Origin of the sequence: Mesorhizobium sp. M7A.F.Ca.CA.001.10.2.1 (genome assembly GCF_003998575.1) — a bacterium.
In the GTDB taxonomy this organism is placed as follows: Bacteria; Pseudomonadota; Alphaproteobacteria; order Rhizobiales; family Rhizobiaceae; genus Mesorhizobium.
The window spans coordinates 1-744 of record NZ_RZQY01001208.1; the positions used below are offsets into that span (position 1 = coordinate 1).

Below are 744 nucleotides of genomic sequence, written 5' to 3' on the forward strand. Positions count from 1 at the left end.
TTCCGGCACCGTCACCTCGAAACCCCAGCCGCGGCCCTTTACCCAACCGTAATGGACGAGATAATTGGCGATCGAGGCCAGCACGTCCGGCGTCGAGTTCCAGATGTCGGCGCGGCCGTCGCCGTCGAAATCGACGGCATGTTTCAGGAACGAGGTCGGCATGAATTGCGGCTGGCCGAGCGCTCCGGCCCACGACGATTTCATCGCGCCGACCGGAGCAAGACCGCGCTCGACGATCTCGAGTGCAGCAAGCAACTCGGTGCGGAAGAAGTCCTTCCTGGTCGACATGAACGCTTTGGTGCCCAGCACTTCGAAGGCGTCGTAAGGCACCTTCGCCGCGCCGAATCCGGTCTCGCGGCCCCAGATCGCCAGCAGCACTTCGCCCGGCACACCATAGCGCTTTTCGATTGATGCAAGTGTCCTGGCATTGGTGGCTTCGCGCGCCCGCCCGCCCGCCGTCACCGCACGAACCGTTTTCTCGGCGAAATAGGCGCCGGGCGAACCGAATTCGGCCTGGTGCTGTTTCCGCGGCGTGGTCGCCTTCTCGCCCGGCTTGACCAGGTCGGGCAGTTTCAGATTGGGCTTGATGCCGTCGAAGGCGGCATCGAAGGTGGTTTTGGAAATGCCTTGTGACTTGGCCTGCGGCCAGAGGTCGTTCTGCAGCCAGGCGCGGAACTGGTCGTCGATCTTTGCGGCGGAGGCGGGGGTGGAAAGGAAGAGGAAGGCAAGGGCAGCCAGTAAGAA

1 protein-coding gene is annotated in these 744 nt (G+C 63.3%); it reads right to left on the minus strand.

The features are described 5' to 3' along the window. The coding region (locus EN964_RS36180) for a lytic murein transglycosylase (protein ID WP_306663839.1) at nucleotides 1-744 on the minus strand (744 nt) is incomplete at both ends.